Origin of the sequence: Sorangium sp. So ce1335 (genome assembly GCF_051521615.1) — a bacterium.
In the GTDB taxonomy this organism is placed as follows: domain Bacteria; phylum Myxococcota_A; class Polyangia; order Polyangiales; family Polyangiaceae; genus Sorangium.
Genome location: NZ_CP150363.1, coordinates 10414625 through 10432994 on the forward strand (window position 1 = coordinate 10414625; position 18370 = coordinate 10432994).

13 protein-coding genes are annotated in these 18370 nt (G+C 70.6%); all 13 read right to left on the reverse strand.

Features of this window, described 5'->3' with window-relative positions; genetic code table 11:
• Positions 1-3: 3 nt before the first annotated feature.
• Positions 4-654, reverse strand: a complete 651-nt coding sequence (locus WMF24_RS38905) for a hypothetical protein (protein ID WP_437732507.1) — start codon at positions 652-654, stop codon at positions 4-6.
• A 153-nt stretch (positions 655-807) separates the two neighbouring features.
• Complete coding sequence (locus tag WMF24_RS38910; RefSeq protein WP_437732508.1) at positions 808-2526, reverse strand: ABC transporter substrate-binding protein; 1719 nt, start codon at positions 2524-2526, stop codon at positions 808-810.
• Between the two features lie 290 nt (positions 2527-2816).
• Positions 2817-4634: an acyl-CoA mutase large subunit family protein gene (locus tag WMF24_RS38915; protein ID WP_437732509.1), complete on the reverse strand. Its 1818-nt coding sequence runs from the start codon at positions 4632-4634 to the stop codon at positions 2817-2819.
• Positions 4635-4725: 91 nt separating this feature from the next.
• Complete coding sequence (locus WMF24_RS38920) at positions 4726-5220, reverse strand: hypothetical protein (protein WP_437732510.1); 495 nt, start codon at positions 5218-5220, stop codon at positions 4726-4728.
• A gap of 97 nt (positions 5221-5317) precedes the next feature.
• Positions 5318-7396 carry an OmpA family protein gene (locus WMF24_RS38925; RefSeq protein ID WP_437732511.1) on the reverse strand — a complete coding sequence of 693 codons (2079 nt, stop codon included), beginning with the start codon at positions 7394-7396 and terminating at the stop codon, positions 5318-5320.
• 332 nt (positions 7397-7728) lie between these two features.
• On the reverse strand, positions 7729-7986 hold the full coding sequence (locus WMF24_RS38930) for a BolA/IbaG family iron-sulfur metabolism protein (RefSeq protein ID WP_437732512.1): 258 nt from the start codon (positions 7984-7986) through the stop codon (positions 7729-7731).
• A gap of 99 nt (positions 7987-8085) precedes the next feature.
• Entirely contained in the window at positions 8086-9267 is a 1182-nt protein-coding gene (locus WMF24_RS38935; RefSeq protein ID WP_437732513.1) for a thiolase family protein, read from the reverse strand.
• A 9-nt stretch (positions 9268-9276) separates the two neighbouring features.
• Positions 9277-11658, reverse strand: coding sequence for a 3-hydroxyacyl-CoA dehydrogenase/enoyl-CoA hydratase family protein (locus WMF24_RS38940; protein WP_437732514.1), 2382 nt, complete (start codon positions 11656-11658; stop codon positions 9277-9279).
• A gap of 245 nt (positions 11659-11903) precedes the next feature.
• Complete coding sequence (locus tag WMF24_RS38945) at positions 11904-12182, reverse strand: hypothetical protein (protein ID WP_437732515.1); 279 nt, start codon at positions 12180-12182, stop codon at positions 11904-11906.
• Between the two features lie 255 nt (positions 12183-12437).
• Positions 12438-13499 (reverse strand): hypothetical protein, encoded by a 1062-nt coding sequence (locus WMF24_RS38950; RefSeq protein ID WP_437732516.1) that lies wholly within the window; start codon positions 13497-13499, stop codon positions 12438-12440.
• 30 nt (positions 13500-13529) lie between these two features.
• A complete protein-coding gene (locus WMF24_RS38955) occupies positions 13530-14366 on the reverse strand; it encodes a hypothetical protein (RefSeq protein ID WP_437732517.1) in 837 nt (278 codons plus the stop codon).
• Between the two features lie 212 nt (positions 14367-14578).
• Positions 14579-16789: a hypothetical protein gene (locus WMF24_RS38960; RefSeq protein ID WP_437732518.1), complete on the reverse strand. Its 2211-nt coding sequence runs from the start codon at positions 16787-16789 to the stop codon at positions 14579-14581.
• Positions 16786-18240: a hypothetical protein gene (locus WMF24_RS38965; protein ID WP_437732519.1), complete on the reverse strand. Its 1455-nt coding sequence runs from the start codon at positions 18238-18240 to the stop codon at positions 16786-16788. The genes WMF24_RS38960 and WMF24_RS38965 overlap by 4 nt, the downstream gene beginning before the upstream one ends.
• Positions 18241-18370 lie beyond the last annotated feature (130 nt).

Consider the following 18370-nt stretch of genomic DNA (forward strand, 5'->3'; position numbering starts at 1 on the left):
GGCTCAGTAGACCTTGCAGCGCGCGCCCCCGGCGGCGCGCGCGTAAGGCACCGCGGCGCTCCGCGCCTTCACGTAGATCGCACCGCCCGGGGCCGGCCTCGGGATCACGGCGCCCGTCGCGAGCGGCCGGCCGGGCGGCAGCTCCTCGACCTCGATGATGACGTCGTTCCCCTCCTGATCGACCGCCGAGATCGACGGCCGCCGGCGCTCCTCGTCGGCAGGGCCGCCCGGGCACGACACCCCACGCGCGCTCAGGGCGACGGCGAGCGTGTCGGCCCCGGTCTCCGGGGCGCCGGCCGCCCACTGGAACCTCGGATCGCGGGCCTCCCCCACCTCGACGGCCAGGCAGCTGCAGCGCTCCCTTGGCGCCGCGGCGCTCGCGAGCGCGAGATCGTGCCGCACGCCGACCCAGGACGCGGACGCCCGCTCCTGCGGCGTGGAGGGAGCGCCGCCGTAGTCGTCGGGCGTGGCGAACGCCCGCCGCGGCGCCTTCTGCTTCGCGTTCTCCTGCTGCTCCGCCGGCGCGGAGGGCTCGACGCTGCCTCCCTCCCAGAACGCGGCGGCCCCCGCGTGCTGGTTGCCGCCGCAGGCGGCGAGGACGACCCCGGAGAGGAGCGCAGCGAACCGTGCGATCTGGACGCCCGAGCGGAGCATACGGCGCGATCTTCGCACCGGCGCCGCCAGCGGCCAAGGTTTGTGCTGAGACGGGGAAGCTGGAAGACGAGAGGAGGCGAGACGAAGACGGAAGAAGCGACGAGGGGACACGCGCGCAGCGCGCCGGCGACCCGGCGCGCTGCGCGGGGAACGTCACTTCGGCTTGATCTCGGTGAGGACGAGGAGGTAGTCCGGCGAGTTGTTCGGCGACAGCTTCGCGTACGGGTTCTCCTTGCTGGGCCACCCGACGAAGCGCTTCGTGCTGTACTCGCCCCAGGACGGGTTCTTGAACAGCGGGATCACCGGCACCTGCTGCGCGTAGATCATCTGCAGCTCGTCGATGATGCGCTTCTGGTCGGCCGGATCCGTCGCGGCCTGGAACTGCTTGAACAGCGGCTCGGCCTCCTTGGCGGCGAAGCGGTGCCAGTTGCGCGTCGTGGCCTCGCCGACCGGCTTCACGAACTCCGGGGCCATGAGGTCGCGGTAGAAGTTGAACGGCGTGGGCTCGGTGTTCGTCCAGCCCATCGACATGTCGAACGTGCCCTTCTGGAGCGCCTCGAAGAACGCGCTGAAGTCGTACGTCTTCAGCGTCGCCTCGATGCCGACGGCCTTCAGGTTCTGCGTGGTGATCTGGACCGCGCGAACCCAGTCGGACCAGCCGGTCACGACGTTGATGTCGAACTTCAGCGGCTTGCCGTCCTTCGCGCGGATGCCGTCGGAGCCCTTGGCGTAGCCGGCCTCGTCGAGGAGCGCGTTCGCCTTGGCGACGTCGTACTTCGTCCAGTCGCCCGCCTCGACCGCCTTCGGGTTGCGCCAGCGCTCGTACGCGTCGTCGAGCCCGGTCCCGTCCGCGCCGACCGTGTAGCCGTTGACCGCGATCTTGGCGATCTGGGCCCGGTCGATGGCCATGCTGATGGCCTTGCGCAGCTTGATGTCGTTGAACGGCTTCTTCGTGGCGTTCGGGTAGAGCGTCACGGTGCCGCCGACGAGCGGGAACCAGTAGTGGTTGTTCTGCGGGTCCTTGGCGACGTAGGTCTTGTCGATGTCGGGGACGAAGTTGCCGGCCCAGTCGACCTCGCCGTTGATGAGCGCCAGGTTCGCCTGGTCGTTGCCCGGGTAGGCCGGGAAGCGCAGGCCCTCGACGGCCGGCTTGCCCTTCTGCCAGTAGTGCGGGTTCTTGCCGAGCTCGTAGATCTGGTTCTGGAACGTCTTGACCTCGGTGAACGGCCCCGTCGCGACGGGGGTCTCGTTCGTGTAGGTGACCGGGTCGGCGACGTCCTTCCACTTGTGCTCCGGCACGATCGGCTGGTGGCCGATGTAGTGGAGGCCGGGGACGAAGGGCTCCTTGAAGCTGAACTCGACCGTCGTGTCGTTCTTGGCCTCGACCGAGTCGACGAACTTCCACACGCCCGTGAGGTCGAGCGCCGGGAACTTCTTGAGCAGCCCGAACGTGAACGCGACGTCCTTCGCCGAGAAGGGCTGTCCGTCAGACCACTTGACCTCGGTGCGGGTCGTGAAGGTGAGCTTCTTGTTCTGGTCGCTCCACTCGTACTTCGTGGCGAGCCACGGAACGAACTCGCCCTTCATCGTGTTGTACACGATCATGGGCTCGTAGATGCCGGCGACGGTGGGGAAGCGCACGCTCCCCTCGCCGAGCAGCGGGTTGAAGTTGCGCACCCAGGACGCCTGCTGCTCCCGGGAGATCGTGACGAACTTCGCGCCGCCGCTCTTGGCGCCGCCCGCCTGCGCCGTCCCGGTCCCGGCCGGGGTCGCGCCCGGCTCCTTGCCGGCCTCGGTGCCGTTCTTGCCGCAGGCCGCCGTGGCGCCGACGGACAGAAGTAGCGCCGACAGGGCAAAAATGCGGCGCGTCATGGATCGACTCTTCATAAGCTTGCTCCCTCGCGGCGATCTCTGTCGCCAGCGACGATCCCTCTCATTCGACCGACAGCACGCAGCGCCGCAGCGCAGCGACAACAGCAGACCGTACGGCGGCGCCACGGATGAGCCGCGACTGCGGCAACCTGACGCCGGCGCACTCTACCGGCGGGGGTAGAGAAGTGTCAACCTGACGAATTGCGGGGGGTTCCTGGCCCGATGTGCGGCCCGTGACCTGCTCGGATGCCCACGAGGGGCCCCGCGCCCCCGAGGGACGGCGCGCCAGATCAGAATTCTGCGGGATCGCTGTAAGTCCCCAGGACGTCGCGCAGCACGTCGCAGATCTCCTGCTCGGTCGCGTAGACGCTCGCCGCGGCGATGATGGGGGGCATGAGGTTGTCGCGGCCGCGCGCGCAGCTCCGCACCTCGGCCAGCGCGCTTCGCACCCGGTCCTTGTCGCGCTGGGCCTTGACCCGGGCGAGGTTCTCGCACTGGACGCGCTGGACCTCCTCGTCGATACGGAGGAGGGGGATCGTCTTCTCGCCCGCCGCGGCATAGCGGTTGACGCCGACCATGATCCGCTCGTTCGACTCCAGCTCTCGCTGGAAGCGATAGGCCGAGGCGGCGATCTCGCGCTGCGGATACCCCTTCTCGATGGCGGCCACCATCCCGCCCATCTCGTCGATCCGCTGGATGTACGCGAGCGCCTCCTGCTCCATGCGGTCGGTCAGCCACTCGACGTAGTAGCTCCCCCCGAGCGGATCGATCGTGTTCGCGACCCCGCTCTCGTGGGCGATGATCTGCTGCGTCCGGAGGGCGATGGTCACGCTCTCCTCGGTCGGGAGCGCGTAGGTCTCGTCGAGCGAGTTCGTGTGGAGCGACTGGGTGCCGCCGAGCACGGCGGCGAGCGCCTGGAGCGAGACGCGGACCACGTTGTTGTAGGGCTGCTGCGCGGTCAGCGAGACGCCGGCCGTCTGCGCGTGCGTCCGCAGCTTCATGCTCTCGGCCTTCTTCGCCCCGTAACGCTCCTTGAGGAACCGCGCCCACATGCGGCGCGCGGCGCGGAACTTCGCGATCTCCTCGAAGAAGTCGTTGTGGACGTCGAAGAAGAACGAGAGGCGCGGCGCGAAGGAGTCGACGTCGAGGCCGCGCTCGACGCAGCTCTCGACGTAGGCGAGCCCGTCCGCGAGCGTGAACGCGAGCTCCTGCGCCGCGGTCGAGCCGGCCTCGCGGATGTGGTAGCCGCTGATCGACACCGAATTCCACCGCGGCACCTCGCGCGCGCAGAACTCGATCATGTCCGTCACGATGCGCATCGCCGGGCGCGGCGGGACCAGCCAGGCGTGCTGGGCGATGAACTCCTTCAGGCAGTCGTTCTGGACCGTGCCGCCGATCCGCTTGCGCGGGATCCCGCGCTTGTCGGCGAGCGCGATGTAGAACGCGAGCAGCACGACGGCCGGGCCGTTGATGGTCATCGACGTCGTCACCTGATCGAGCGGGATGCCGTCGAAGAGCACCTCCATGTCGCGGAGCGTGTCGACGGCGACACCGCACATCCCGACCTCGCCGAGCGACCGCGGAGAGTCGGAGTCGTATCCCATGAGGGTCGGGAAATCGAAGGCGGTGGACAGGCCCGTCTGCCCCTCGGCGAGCAGGTATTTGAACCGCGCGTTCGTCTGCTCGGGGGTGCCGAAGCCCGCGAACATCCGCATCGTCCAGAGCTTGCCGCGGTACATCGTCGGCTGGACGCCCCGCGTGAACGGGTACTCGCCGGGCAGCCCGAGATCCGCCGCGTGGTCGACCGGCGCGTCGGCGGGCGTCGCGAGGTCGGGGACGTCGATGCCGCTCCAGGTCGAGAAGCGCTCGCTGCGCGGCGGGAAGCGCGCCGACGCCTCGGCGACCGGGCCGGCGCGCCACGCGGCCACCGCGCGCCGGAGCGCGGCGAGCCCGCCCTCGTCGAGCCCGAGGACCTCGCCGCGCCCGCCGTTCGTGACGTCGCTCCCCGGATCGCGCGCGTCCGCGCGGCTCTCGTCGGCAGGGCCCGCGGCCCGGGGCGCGCGGTCCGCTTCGGTCTCCTGAGGGAGGGTGCGCTCTTCGTACGCCATGGACTCTATGTAGCGCGGCGCGCGCGCGATGGCGCCGCCCATCGCGGAGCGCGCCGGCGAGACGGCGCCGGCGCGGCGCGCACGCGGCGCGTCACGGGCAGCGCGCGTGGAACACGGCGGAGGCGACGGGCGTCGCCCCGTCTTCCAGCGAGTCCTCGATCGAGCCGGTGATCCGGATCCCCTCCGCGGCGCAGAGCGCCGCCGCGGCGTCGATCGGGAGCGTCCCGCCCTCGGCGGCGGTGTCGGCGGTGAACGCCACGGTGACGTCGCTGCCCGGAGCGACCTCGACCGGCAGCGCCGTCGCGGTCTCGACGGGGAGCGGCGCGACGATCGAGGTCTCCTGGTCGGCGCTCGCGATCTCGAAGGCGCGGATCGCGACGCGGCTGGGGCCGCTGGCCCGCGGACCGAGGTGGAGCTCCAGCGTGAAGCGCGCCTCGAGGCTCGTCCCGAGCGCGCTCGTGGAGACCGTCGCCTCGGGCGCGGCGATGGACGGCTCGACGAACACGGCGGCGTCGGTGTCGATGCAACCGCTCGCCGCGGCGGCGAGCGTCGCTGCGGCGGCGGGGAGCCAGGCGCGGGCGTTCATGGGGTTCACTCTCTCGCGGGCCGACCTGTCCTGTCCAGATCGGCGGCGGCGCGGCGCGCGCGGAGGGCGCGCGGCGAACGCGCGCCGCGCGCTCCGCTCAGGGCGGCGGGACGACGCCCTTGGAGCGGGCGAGGGCGCAGCCGAGCTCCACGTTGGTCGGCCCCTTGTCGGTGCGCACGATCTTGAACTCGACGCGCCGGTTCTTCTCCCAGGCCGCCGCGTTGTGGGCCGGGTCGAGCGGGCAGTACTCGCCGTAGCCCATGGCGCGCACCGCGTTCCTGCTCACCCCGCGCTGCACGAGCGCCTCCACCACCGCGTCGGCGCGCGCCTGCGTCAGCTTCAGGTTGTACGCGTCGGCCGAGCGCTCGTCGGCGTGCCCCTGCACCTCGATCATCGTGAACTCCGGGTGGTGCTTGAGCGTCTCGGCGACCGCCTGCACGATGCCGAACGACTCCGGGAGGATCTCGGCGCTGCCGGTCGCGAACTGGATCTTCTCGAGGATGACGATGTTGTTCTCCTCGAGGATGACATTGCCCTTGTCCGGGCACCCATCCTCGTCCTCGAGCCCGTTGAACGTCTCCGGATCGTTCGGGCACTTGTCGGTCACGTCCGGGATGCCGTCCCTGTCGTTGTCCGGGTCGGGGCAGCCGTCCTCGTCCTCGAAGTCGTCCTTGTCCTCCGGGTCGTTCGGGCACTGATCGGACTTGTCGGGGATGCCGTCCTTGTCGTTGTCCGGGTCGGGGCAGCCGTCCTTGTCCTGGAAGCCGTCGCGATCCTCCGGGTCGTCCGGGCACTTGTCGCGCGAGTCGAGGATGCCGTCGCCGTCCCGGTCGCCGTCGCTCCCCTCCGGGCAGCCGTCGTCGTCCTCGTCGCCGTCCCTGTCCTCGGGGTTGTTCGGGCAGCGATCGTCGACGTCGAGGATGCCGTCCTCGTCGTTGTCCGGATCCGGGCAACCGTACTTCCCGGGGGGCGAGTCCGCCTTCGTGTCCTGGAAGCCGTCGTAGTCCTCCGGCTCGTCCGGGCAGTCGTCCTGATCGTCCTTGATGCCGTCGCCGTCGCGGTCGCCGATGGACGGCTCGAAGACGAACCCGATGGTCGCGCGCTGCTCCGCCGCCTGGAACCCGGGCGTGTACCCGACGCCGGCGCCCAGCATGAGGAAGCTGTTCCGCTCGATGAAGAGCTTGATGCCCCCGATCGCCTCGGCCGACAGCTTCTGCCGGTTGCTCTCGCCGCCGCCGACCTGCTGCGTGAGGTAGGTCTCGGCCACGAGGTCGAGCGGCGAGAGGACGCGGTAGCTGAGCCCGAAGCCGCCGGTGATCAGGTCGGAGTACTTGAAATCTCCTTCCTTGAGCTGGAAGGTGAGGCCGTCCTGGCGCAGGCCGAACGCGGGGTTCTCCCCGGTGTGGCCGCGGTAGCCCGCGTTCACCGCGATCCGGAACGGGTTGGTGATGCCGAACCGCTTCTCGAGCACGATCTGCGGCCAGTAGAAGAAGCCCGGGTCGGAGGCGAAGTCCTCGCTCCCGGCCACGCCGACGCCCGCCTGCGCGATCAGCGCGAGCCCGATCACGTCCTGATCGGGGCGGAGCAGGCGCACCTTCGCGTGGAGCGCCACGTTGCCGAGCGCCTGGGCGTCGAGCGAGTTGTCGTTGTAGTTGGCGCCGGGCCCTGGGCCGATGTCGTCGACCGCCTTGGCCCCGTTGAGCACGACCGGCAGCGACAGCCCGACGACGAGGAAGTTGGCGATGCCGTAATCGAACTGGAACGTCCCCTGGAACGCGTGATTCAACATCACGTTCGTCCCCCGGTCGTTCTCGTTCAGCGGCATGATGTTGTGCCCGTAATCGAGCACGAGCCCAAGGCTGATGTCGTTGGCGCCGAGGATGTCGGCCCCGTTGACCGAGAAGAGCCCCTTGGAGTCGACAGCCGGCCGGAACAGGTGCAGATCCATGCCGTCGCCGTTCGCGCCGTTGCCCGTGCGCGTCGTGTCGGGGACCTGCGCGGCGGCGTCCGGCGCCGCGGCGGAGATCGCCGCGCCGAGGACGATGGAGAGCAGCCCGACGCCGAGGCGGCAGGCCTTGTCGGAGCGACCGCGGGCGGGGAGCGCGCGCCGGTCGTCTGGCGCGTCGGGGGCGCCCGCGGGACGGGCGGCGGGGAGCAACGGGGAGCGAGGCGTCATGGCAAGGTCCTCGGGGTCGTGAGGTCGCGATCGGGCAAGCGCGCCTGGATCTGGCGCTGGCCGCCACGTACCACCGCGCGAATTCCGGTGTCAAACGGACGGCGCGACGCCTCTCCGCCGCGGTGACGGCGGGATACCTGGACCAGAAATGTCCACGCGGGCCGCGCTCGACGGGGGCGCCTCGCGCCCGGACGACGCCTCCGGCGGCCGAGCGCGTCTCACCCGCACAGGAGACGGGCCCAGATCGGCGTTTTCGGCGCGCAGGCGTACTCCAGTACGCCGAGCACCGAAAACGTCGAGGTGGGCCCGTATCCGAAGCGGGTGAGCCGCGCTCAGGGGGTGCGGGTCTTCAGGCTGTCGATCGCGTGGACCGGCGCCTGGTCGCCGGCCATCAGGTGGGCGATGGCCCCGTAAACCAGCCGCTGGCTCTCCAGCATGCTCTTGCCGGCGAACACCGGCGAGGTCACGACCAGGTTGAAGTGCCCTCCGCCGCCCGTCACCTCGGCGGTGGCGCCCTCGATCTTCGCTTCGATGGCCCGCTTCAGGGCCTCGGGGATCGACCCTTCAAAGGTCGTCAGGTGGCTCGGCATGGGGCGATCTATAGGCCATCGCCCCGCCGCAGGAAAGCCGGAGCGCGGGGCTCCGGCGCGCGGCGGGGCGCGCGCGGCGGGGGGATCGGCGGCGCGGGATCAGGCGCGCGCGGACGCGCCGGCCAGCTCGATGAGGCCGGCGGCGCCCATGCCGCCGCCGATGCACATCGTGACGATGGCGTACCGGCCGCCGCGGCGGCGCAGCTCGTAGAGGGCGGTCGCGGTGAGCTTCGCGCCGGTGCACCCGAGCGGGTGGCCGAGCGCGATCGCGCCGCCGTTCACGTTGAGCTTGTCCTCGGGGATCTCGAGCGTCCGCTGCACGTAGACGGCCTGCGACGCGAACGCCTCGTTGACCTCGAAGAGATCGATGTCGGCCATCTTCAGCCCCATCCGCGCGAGCAGCTTGCGCACCGCGGGCACGGGGCCGATCCCCATGATCGCCGGGTCGACGCCGACGGTCACGAACGCCCGGAAGTACCCGAGCGGCTTCACGCCGAGCGCGTCCGCCTTCGCCTTGCTCATCACGAGCGCGGCGGCGGCGCCGTCCGACAGCGGCGAGCTGTTGCCCGGGGTGACGCTCCCCTTCGCCGCGAACGACGGCTTCAGCCCGGCGAGCGCCTCCGCGGTGGTCTCCTTCCGGATCAGCTCGTCGGTGCGGAAGTCGAAGGTCGCGCGCTTGCCGCTCTCGTAGCGCACCCCCTTCACGGTGACGATCTCGTCCTCGAACCGCCCGGCCGCGCGCGCCGCCGCCGCCTTCTGGTGGCTCTTCAGCGCGAACGCGTCCTGGTCGGCGCGGCTCACCTGGAAGCGGTTCGCCACGTTCTCCGCGGTGATGCCCATCGGCGTGTACACCGTCGGACACCGCTCCATCGCCTCCGGCGACGCGCTCAGCTTGTTGCCGGTCATCGGGACCATGCTCATCGACTCGACGCCGCCGGCGACGGCGATGTCGACCGATCCCATCGCGATGCTGCCCGCCGCGAGCGCGATCGCCTGGAGCCCGCTCGAGCAGAAGCGGTTGATGGTGATCGCGGAGCTCTCCTGCGGCATCCCGCCGAGGAGCGAGACGACGCGCGCGACGTTGAGCCCCTGCTCGCCTTCCGGCATGGCGCAGCCGAGGACGAGGTCCTCGACGTCCTCCGGCTTCACCTGCGGGACGCGCTGGAAGAGCGCGGCGACGACCTCGCCCGCGAGCTCGTCGGGGCGCTTCTGCGCGAGCGACCCTTTGTGGGCCCGGCCAACGGCCGAGCGGACGGCCTCTGCAATTACGACGTCGACCATGGCGTTCACCTAGTTCCGGAGGGGCTTGTTGTTCATCAGCATGTACTGCATCCGCTCAGCGCTCTTCGGCTCACCGCACAGGCTGACGAACGCCTCGCGCTCGAGCTCGAGGATCTCGTCCTCGGTCACCTCGCGCGCCGCGCCCCCGGCGCCGCCGCAGAGCACCTCGGCGAGCTTGCGCGCGATCTTCGCGTCGTGCTCGCTGGCGTGGCCGCCGGCGACGAGCGTGTCGATCATCATCTGCAGCGTCGCGATCCCGCTCTCGCCCGGCAGCTTGTACGCGCGCGGCACGGGCGCGTGGTACCCGGCCTCGGCGAGGCCGACGGCGCGCGCCTTCACCTCGTGGAGCTGGCGCGCCCTGTCGAACGAGACGCCGTCGGTCTTGCGGAAGAAGCCGAGCGCCTTCGCCTCGTCGGCGCTCGTCGCGACCTTGGCGAGGGCGATGTTCTTGAAGACCTGCGTCACGAGGTCGTACGAGTTCACCGGCACGCCCTCGGGGATGCCCTCGAACGCGCGCCAGAGCATGTTCAGCGTCCCCGCGCCGCCCGGGATCAGGCCGACGCCGACCTCGACGAGCCCCGCGTACGTCTCGGCCGCGGCCTGCACCGCGTCGCAGGCGAAGCAGAGCTCGAGCCCGCCGCCCAGCGTCATCCCGTAGGGCGCGGCGACGACCGGCACGCTCGCGTACTTCAGCCGCTGCGTCGCGTCCTGGTACGCCTTCACCATCCTGCGGATCGCGTCCCAGTCCTTGTTGCCCGCGGCCATCGCCACGAGGAACAGGTTGGCGCCCACGCAGAAGTGCTCGCCCTGGTTGAAGACGACGAGCGCGCGGAAGTCCTGCTCGGCCTTCTCGGCGGCGAGCGTGAGCATCCCGATCGAGTCCGGATCCAGGCTGTTCGCCTTCGTCTTGAAGGTGACGCCGAGCACGCCGTCGCCGAGGTCCCACGCCTCCGCGCCGTCGTTGGCGAGCACCGCCTTCGCGCCCCCCGCGGCCGCGCGCGCGCCGGCGAGCGTCACGTTCCGCGGATCGACCTGGCGGGCGACGTACTCGCCCTTGAGCAGGTCGAACACGGCGCCGTCCTCGCGGTAGAACGAGGTCGCGCCGCGCTGCTTCATGCGCAGGATCGACTCGGGCAGCTTGATGCCGTCCTTCTGCATGCGCTCGACGGTCTCGGCGAAGCCGAGCGCGTCCCAGGTCTGGAACGGCCCGAGCTCCCAGTTGTACCCCCAGCGCATGGCGTCATCGATCGACACGATGCTGTCGGCGATCTCGCCGACGCGCCGGGCCGTGTACGCGAGCGAGCGGGAGAGCACCTTCCAGGCGAACTGCCCGGTCTTGCCCGGATCGCCGGCGAGCTTCTTCACGCGCGCGGCCGGGTCCTCGATCTTCTCGCACGACCTCGTGGCCTTCTTGATCGCCTCGTCGCCGCCGTGCGGGCGGTACGCGAGCTTCGCGGGGTCGAGCGTCTCGAGCCCGTCCTTCGTCTTGCGGTAGAAGCCGCCCTTCGTCTTGTCGCCGAGGAGCTTCGCCTCGATCATGCTCCGGATGTACGCGGGCAGCTTGAAGACCTCGCGGTCCTCGTCGCGCTCGAGCGACGCGTAGCAGTTTTCGGCGACGTGGGCGAAGGTGTCGAGCCCGACGATATCGCCCGTCCTGAAGCTCGCGCTCTTCGGGTGGGCCATCGCGACGCCGGTGATCGCGTCGACGTCCTCCGGCGCGAGCCCCTCCTCGATCATGAGGTGGATGGCCGTCAGCATCGCGTGGGTGCCGATGCGGTTGCCGACGAAGTTCGGGGTGTCCTTGCCGAAGACGATGCCCTTGCCGAGCACGTCCTCGCCGAACTTCCGCACGCGCGCGACGACGGCCGGATCGGTGTCGGGGCCGGTGACGAGCTCGAGGAGCTTCATGTACCGGACCGGGTTGAAGAAGTGCATGACGAGGAATCGCTTGCGGAAGTCCTCGGCGCGGCCCTGCATCATCTCCTCGATGCGCAGCCCGGAGGTGTTCGACGCCGCGATCGCGTCTGGCCGCATGACCTGCTCGAGCCGCGCGAAGAGGGCGCGCTTCGGCTCCATCTTCTCGATGATGGCCTCGATGACGAGGTCGCACTGCGCGAGCTCGGCGAAGTGGTCTTCCGTGTTGCCGGTGCGCACGAGGCGGGCGTGCGACGGGTGGAAGAACGCGGCGGGCCTGGCCTTGAGCGCCTTCTCGAGCCCGCCCGCGGCGAAGCGGCTCCGGGCGGCCGGGTCCTGCCGCTCAGCCTCGCTGAGGTTCGGGGGCACGATATCGAGGAGCAGGACCTCGATGCCGGCGTTCGCGAAGTGGGCGGCGATGCCGCTGCCCATGACGCCCGCGCCGATGACGCCCGCGCGGCGGATTGGTTTCGTCATGCAGATCCTCCGAGATGAATGGGGCGCAAACCATTGGCGCAAAGGGCGCCGAGCGCAAGCGTAGCCGGCGTGGACCGCCGGTGGGTGAGCGCGCGAAGGAGGTGCGCTGACGATCTGTCCTGATCGTCCGTCTGTGGTGCGTTGTGTGGCGGGCGCCCTCAGGCGTCGCCTGTTGGGCGCGCGGCCTGTGGCTCTGCTCTCAGTGCCACGCCTGGGCGGATCTCAGTGCCACGCCTGGGCGGATCTCAGTGCCACGCCTGGGCGGACTGCACCGGCTGTCCGGTGCGGTCGTGCTCGGCGAGGAGGCGCTTCGATATGTCGACGCATACGGTGCAGGACGCGAAGCGCGACCGGTGGAGGCACTGGAGCCATGTCGCCGTTCCCTGGGCCCCGAACTCGATCGCATCGAGGTGTTTGCCGCAGGCGACGCAGTGGATGTGCTGGTGCGCGTGCTGCTGCGCCGCCGGGCGGGCCGGTGCGAGCGCCTTTCGCTCGCGCTTGGTCAGTCGCTTCTCTCGCTTCATGGTCTCCTCTGGGGACGGGGATGCCCGCACGGCGTGGTGCGGGCGCGGCTCACGCTACCATGTGTCGCTCGGCGGGCTCGGCGCGAGCGTGGCGGCGCGGCGGCGAGGGGACGGCTCGGCGCGGCGGCGCCCCCGGCGGGGGTCGCGCGCGGGGCATGTGCGGCTTGACATCCTCCGGGCGGCGTGCGTGCCGCGCCTGCGCGGGGCGCCCTTGCGTGCGGCGTTCGCGCTGCGGCGACGCGTGCACGACCTGCGTCAGGGCATCAGGCCGAGCGCGAAGAGCGCATCGGACCAGAGCGGCCAGAGCGTGCGGTAGGGGTGGGTTGCCAGCAAGATGCCGCCGTTCGGGAGGCGCCGGACGTGGAACGGGGCGTGATCGACGAGGAAGTAGACGTGCTCGCCCGTCAATTCCACCCAGGTGAGGCACCCGCCGCCGCGGGTGAACGACTCGCCGCGCGCCCTGGCCTGCACCGTCAGGTTGTGGATCTCCTCGGCGCGCGGCGCCGCGGCGCGCCACGCCTCGTCGGGCACATCGGCGGCGGCCACGAGCGCCTCGATCAGGGCGGAGCCCGGCATGGCCAACGCCTTGAGGACGGTCTCGCGGGAGAGCGGGATCGAGCGCCCGCTCTTGTCCGTCGGAACCACGCGCGCCCCGGCCGGCGCGGCGTCGATACGCGCGTGCAGCGCCTCCAGCGACATGCCCGCGATCAGCGAGACCTGTTCCTTGTCGTGGAGGCTGACCCACGACAGGGCCAGATCGCGCGCGACGTCGCGGGCGTCCGCGTTGTACGTCGCGCACATCGAGACCGGCGCGAGCCAGGTCCACGCGCTCGTGCAGCCGCCGGTCGAGACGCGCCTGCTCGCGTCGGGCGCGCAGAGGCGGAGCAACAGGTCCTCGAGGTCGTCCAGAACGATGTGCCACGTGAGCTCGGCTTCCGCCTCGACGGAGCGCGGGCCGCTGCCCAGGGCGAGGTACAAATCGAGCGGGAGAATGTCCGCCGCGCTGGCAGGGACCATGTGGATGGGGCCCCTCGGCTTGAGACGTTCGCTCTTGCCGGTGAAGCAGCGATAGTGGCCATAGAACGAGCGTCGATCGTCCAGCTCCATGGCGAAGTAGGTGTCGGCGTCGGTGCGTCCGAAGTGGGCGCGGATCATCGCGACCGCCTCGTCCACGAAGTTCACGGTGCGATCCACGTCGGAGCCCATCGTCACGCGGATATTCATCCCTGGGATGACGAGCGCCGACAGCGCCGCTGCGAACGCGCCGACCCGCTCTGCCTCGTCACACCAGGCGAAGAAGTACGGCCCTGGTTTCATCCTTGGTTCACCCTCATGAGAGTTGCTGGGTCAGGGCATCAGGCCGAGCGAGAAGAGCGCGTCGACCCAGAGCGGCCAGAGCGCACGGAACGGGTGGGTCGCCAGGATCACGCCGCCGCCCGCGAGGCGGCGCACGTGAAAAGGCGCGTGCTTTCGGAGGAAGCGGACGTGGGCGCGCGTGTCCGTCTGCACCGCCCACGTGGGCGGGCCTTCGCCGGTCTCCGCGATCTGGCTCGTCAGCGCCAGGATCTCGCGCGCGCGCGGCTCTGCGGCGCGCCACGCCTCGTCGGGCGCCGCCGCGGCCTCGAGCGCCTCCAGCAGGGCGGAGGGCGGCGTTGCCAGCGCCTTGAGGACGGTCTCGCGGGAGAGGGAGTGCGCGTGCTCGCTGCCGCCCTTGAGCGGGACGCGCGCCCCTGCCGGCGCGGCTTCCACCCGCGCGCGGAGCGCTTCCAGCGACAGGCCCGCGTTGCGCGATACCATCTCCTTGTTGTGGCGCTGCAGCCACGAGAGGGCGAGATCGCGCGCGATGTCCCGGGCGTCCGCGTTGTACGTCGCGCACATGCGGACGGGTGCAATCCAGTCCCCTCCGTTCGCGCATGCGCCGGTCCGGACGCGCGCGCTCGCGTCCGGCTCGCAGAGGCGGAGCAGGAGGTCCTCGAGGTCGTCGCGGAGCAGGTGCCACGCGACCGCAGCTTCGGCCTCGATCGAGCGCGGGCCCCTGCCCCAGGCGAGCTCGAGGTAAGAGCAGAGAAACCTACGCTGGTCGCACGTGGACATGTCGATGGGGCCGGCCGAGATGTCGCGGCCAGCCTCTTCCGTGTAGCAGTCGCAGCTGCAACCGAAGAGGCGCTTGGTGCCCCTCAGCATGACGTCGAAGATTGCTCCACCAGAAGGACTTTCGGCGAACTCAGTTCGGATCATCGCGACCGCCTCGTCCATGGAAGTCGTATCGATGAGGGTAGCGTCGTGCGACACGCCGATACGAGTCCCTGGGTATACGAGGGCGGACAGCGCGGCGAGCAACGCGTCGAGCCTCTGTGGACCATCACACCAGGCGAAGAACCACGGTCCCGAGTCGCTCATAGCTGGATCACCCAGATGGGCCTGTTGAACCCGTTCAGGGTCTCCCGCTTGCCCTTCTTCACATTGAAGAGGTACCCATCCTTGACGGTATAGGTATCTTCCGGCTTGAATTTTGCACCGCGTTTCATGATGAGCTCGACCTGCTCGACATCCCCGGCGACCCCCTTCTTCCGTAGCCCCTCCATGCCGTTCGACAACTGGTCGGTCACGTCCTTGATCCTTACTGTGTCTCCCCCTTTCACTTCGCTAACGATGAGCTTCTGCCCGCGGGACACCGTCACGAAGTCAGGAGCCCTCCCACCGGACATGCCGGGGAGCGACTCGTCTGGAAGGTCGAGCATCTTACGCACGCCGCCGTCGCCGACGCCGAGGAGCGCCCGCCCTTCGCGAGTCATGTGGCTGATCGCCGACTTCTCGAAGGTGTTGAACGCGTTCTTCGTGACGTGCCCGTCCAGCGTCTTGTACCCGCGGAGCCTCCATACCTCGAACCCATTGACAACGACCTTATCGACCTCCGCGATCTCCCCGGCGACCCGGATCGCCCCCGGCGTCATCCCGCCGGCGCCCTTGATCGCGCGCCAGCCAGGTCCGACCGCGGCAAGCTTGAACCCCAGCCCCGAGAAGATCCGCTCCTCGTCGCTGAGCTCTCGCCCTGACGGCAGGCACCACTCCTTGCCCGTCACCGCCTCGCACAGGTCGAGCGCCGGTCCCACCACCGGCACGAACCCCACCCCGAGCCGCGTCGTCGCGTGCACCAGCGTCTGCATCACCTCACCGTACGCCTCGAACCCCTCGCCGACCGTCGACATCGCCCCCGCGAACGCGCTGATCGTCTGGTAGAGCTGCGTCTGCTCCAGGTCGAGCGCCTCCCCCGTCCACAGGTTCAGGCTGTCCTTCATCTGGTCCGCCAGCGCGTCGAACCGCGGCTTCAGCACCGTGTCCACCACCGCCCGCAGATCCGCCGGCACCGGCGAGTCCACGAACCAGTCCGACGCATCCATGTACCGCCGCACGACCGCCGTGATCCGGTTCTGCGCCTTCAGGAACGCGTTCGTCTCCGAAAGCGACACCCCCATCCGGTCGCGCAGCGCGATCTCCAGCGCCTCGCTGTTCGCCCTCCACGCCCGCACGTTCGCCACGAAGTCCGCCCGCGCGACCACCGCCCCGCCGCTCACCGCCGCCTCCAGCGCCGCGATCACCGTGTCCGCGTACGCCGCGTACGGGTCCCTCCCCTCCTCGAACGCGCCGTCCTCCTCCGCGATGTCCGGCACCTCCACCCACGGCACCTCGCTCTCCCCGAGCGCGTAGTTCCACGGGTCGTCCGGGTCCCACCCCTCGGCGCGAGCGTCCTGGGTCGCGAGGTCCGCCACCTCGTCGGCCTGCGCGCCGAACTCGTCGAGCAGCCGCGCGAGCTCGCTCTCCAGGTCGCTGACGCCCTTCTTCAGGTCGTCGACGAGCTGCTGCATCGCCGCCCGCGTCTCCGCGTCGACGACGTCCTTGTACCGATCGAGGATCGCGTCGAGGTCGGTCCGCGAGATCTCGTCCAGCGGCCGCTGCACCAGGTCGTGCAGCTCCAGATCGAGCTGCCGCAAGAGGTCCATCTTCTCCCTGAGATTCGCGACCCTGGCGGCGTCGCGGAGGAGCTCCGTCATCAGCCGGGCGATCCTGACCTCCAGCTCCGCGATGTCGCGCGCCAGCTCCGGGTTGATCTCCGCGAGGCTCAGGTCGACCGCGGTGCTGCCCTCGAAACCGGTCCCGTCACGGCGGACGTTGAAGAGCGGCTTGTTCAGCCCGAGCGGCTCCGAGACGAGGTGCACGACGTCGTGCGCGCGGGTGCACCAGTCGCCGCCGCCAGCGGTGTGGACCCCGAAGTGGAAGTCGTTGCTGCCCGTGCGGAGCAGCAACGAGTCGAACTCCGCCTCGCGCGTGTTGCTCTGGGAGCCGTCGCCGTGGCTCTGCAGCGCTCCCGGAACCCCGTAGGTGGGCAGCGGCGTCTGGTTCACCTCGAAGAGGGTGTCGCCCTCCCTGTCCAGCTCGGGGCTCGCACACGAGCTCGGGTCATGATGGCTGCTCCAGAGGATGGTATACGGCGTGCCCGCCCGCGCGAACGACGGCGAGAGCAACGCCAGCATCGTGACCAGCGCGACGAGCTTCTGCAGCACCGCGGCGCCAAAGCCACGCCGCGCAACGTCCTTCGAGCCCTTCATGTCCCCTCCGCGCCGCGCACGGCGGCGTCATACGCGATCGCGGCGCCCTTCACGTCGCCCGCGTCGAGCCGCGCCTGCGCCGCGTCGAGCGCCGCCGCGGCCATTCCCTTCTCCCGCAGCGCCGAAAGGCCCGCCGCGATCTTCTTCGGCAGGTCCGTCCTGAGCTCAGCCTCCGCGGCGTCGAGCTTCCCTCGAAGCGCCGCGCACCCGGCCTCGCGCCACGACGCCTCCGCGGCCTCGCACAGCGGCCGCATCTGCACAAGCGCAAGGAGCTCCCCGTACCGCTCGGCCAGCAGCGGCAGCCCGAGCTTCTCGCTCACCGGCGGCGCCGACGACAGCACCTCCGCCCGCGCACGCGCTGCCTCGCCGAACCGCTCCGAGGCCCTCTCGCTCCGCGAGCGCGCGATCGCCTCGCGCGCCCCCTCGTCGCCCTGCAGCGCGCGGAGCGCCTGCCGGCGCAGCGCGATGCCGCCGAGCAGCGCCGTCGCGGTCGCGTCGCTCCGGGCGACGCGGCGCTGCGCGTAGCCCAGCATCGCGCCCAGCGAGCGCAGCGCCCCCGACGTCATGTCCGGCACCACCGCGCCGTGCGTCGCCAGCACCTCCCTGTGCGGCGCGAGCGCCTCCTCGAACGAGACCGCGAGGGCCCCGAGCTCCGCCGACAGGGTCATGATCTCCGCGGCGAGCTCGCCCGACGCGCGGCTCGCCTCGCGCGCCGCCGCGAGCACCGCCTGCTCCACGCCGTCGAGTCCGTCGATCCCCGACCGCGACGCCTCCGCCGAGAGCGCTGCGTACGCCGCCGTCTCTGCCGCCTCGGTCGCGCGGTAGTCCGCGAACCGCGCCGCGACGGCCGCGTACCTCGATTGCAGCGGCGCGGCCTCGTCCCTCGCCTCATCGAAGACCGCCGTCGCCGCGGCCAGCGCCTGCTTGTCGGCCGCGATCGCCGCGGCGAGCGGCTCCTCCTCGGCGCTCGCCCTGTCGGTCATCGCCCGCGTGAAGTTGTCGGCCGCGCGGACCGGCTCCCCCTCGAGGATCTCCTCCTGATGACGCCTGGTCGTCACGAGCAGCCCGAGGAGCTCGCCGTGCAGGGTCGCCCGGAGCGACTCGGCGTGCTTCGCCTCGTCGCGCACGTACGCCACGGGCCGATCGAGATTGTCGAACCAGGCCCTGAGCTCCGCCTCGCTCGCGACGAACGCGTCGGGCACGCTGAACGGCGGCAACGCCCACATCTGGATCGGCAGCTCGCCGTCCTGCTCGGCCTTGCTCCACGCGCTGCCCGGACCCTCGCTCGCGTCCACGCACTGCTCGAGAGCGGTGGTGTTCGCTTGCGCGCAGAAGCGGCCGGGCGCGTATTCCTCGCGCGGCCACAAGCACCCTGTGGCCGTCGCGCCGAGCGCCAGGGCGGCCACCGCCGCCACGACGATGGCCGCACGCCGCCTCGTTCTCCTTCCCATGTGCATTCCCTCCACCCCGCGACTCTTCTCGTCCGCGCACGCTCACCTGCCCATTCTCTTGGTGCAAGCGGCCACACAGGAACGGTAGGACATTGCTCAGCCGAGGTGCGCGCCGGAGCGCACTCCCATC